The sequence below is a fragment of the Vibrio sp. 10N.261.45.E2 genome (genome assembly GCF_002875705.1).
In the GTDB taxonomy this organism is placed as follows: Bacteria; Pseudomonadota; Gammaproteobacteria; order Enterobacterales; family Vibrionaceae; genus Vibrio.
Map to the genome: position 1 here is coordinate 1 of NZ_MCZZ01000005.1, position 1,089 is coordinate 1,089.

Sequence of the window (1,089 nt, forward strand, 5' to 3'; positions counted from 1 at the left end):
CCCGATTTCAGATAATAAGTGCGACATTCATGGAAAGGTGTAGAAGAGGAAGCCAACTACTGAAAGTGGTACGCTCTTCTCGCCAAAGAAACAAGCAGTACTACCATGAATTATCAGCAGTTGACCGAGGGCAGAAGATACCAGATTTCTGCTCTTTTGGAACGGGGGATTTCTGTTTCTGAAATAGCTAAAACCGTTCAGTGCCATCGCTCTACGGTATATCGGGAGCTTAAACGCGGCGGCAAGGGCAGTCATTATTGCCCAAACGAAGCCCAGTTATTATCAATCAAAAAACGCAAATCGGCACGTAAATACAAAATACCTCAGGAGCGTGTTGATTTTATCCGCCTCCTTTTAGAGTCGGATTGGAGTCCAGAGCAGATTTCCAGTGTATTAACTAGAGTCGGTGCGACTGTCAGTCATGAGTGGATCTACCGATTTGTTGCGCAGGATAAACGTTTGGGAGGCAAGTTATATCGCCACTTGAGGCAAGGTCACAAGCGGTATCGTCGCGGTAAAAAAGAGAAAGCGCCAGCGATCAAGAATGCTATTTCTATCGATGATAGGCCAAGCATCGTTGACAGTAAGGAGAGATTGGGTGACTGGGAAATCGACACCGTATTAGGCAAGCATGGCACTGGTGCTATGGTGACTATTTTAGAGCGTAAAACACGATTTTACGTAGTCAAGAAAGTGCCATCGAAGTCGGCAGATGATGTCACCAAAGCCACCATAGAGCTACTCATGCCTTATAAGGAACATGTCCATACCATCACGGCAGATAACGGGAGAGAGTTTGCAGGCCATGAAACCATCGCAAAGGCGTTGGAGGCTGATGTGTACTTTGCCCACCCTTATAGCTCTTGGGAGCGAGGAGCCAATGAGAATGCTAACGGGCTTTTAAGGCAATATGTGAAGAAAGGAACCGACTTAACAACGGTAACAGACAGTGATATTGAATTCGCTGTATCACGGATAAATTATCGACCGAAAAAGTGTTTAGGCTTCAAGCAACCAGCGATTGTCTTTAAAGAAATGGCGTTGGCTGCTTGATATTGGAGAGTGTCGCACTTCGCAGTTGAATTCGGG

The 1,089-nt window shown here is 45.9% G+C and carries 1 protein-coding gene; it reads left to right on the forward strand.

Annotation, left to right across the window (positions count from 1 at the left end):
- Positions 1-105: 105 nt before the first annotated feature.
- Positions 106-1,053: an IS30 family transposase gene (locus BCT34_RS00140; protein WP_102300413.1), complete on the forward strand. Its 948-nt coding sequence runs from the start codon at positions 106-108 to the stop codon at positions 1,051-1,053.
- Positions 1,054-1,089: the final 36 nt, after the last annotated feature.

Bases quoted from the DNA above. Each gene is read 5' to 3' on its own strand.
- BCT34_RS00140 (WP_102300413.1), top strand. From the start codon at position 106: ATGAATTATCAGCAGTTGACCGAGGGCAGAAGATACCAGATTTCTGCT.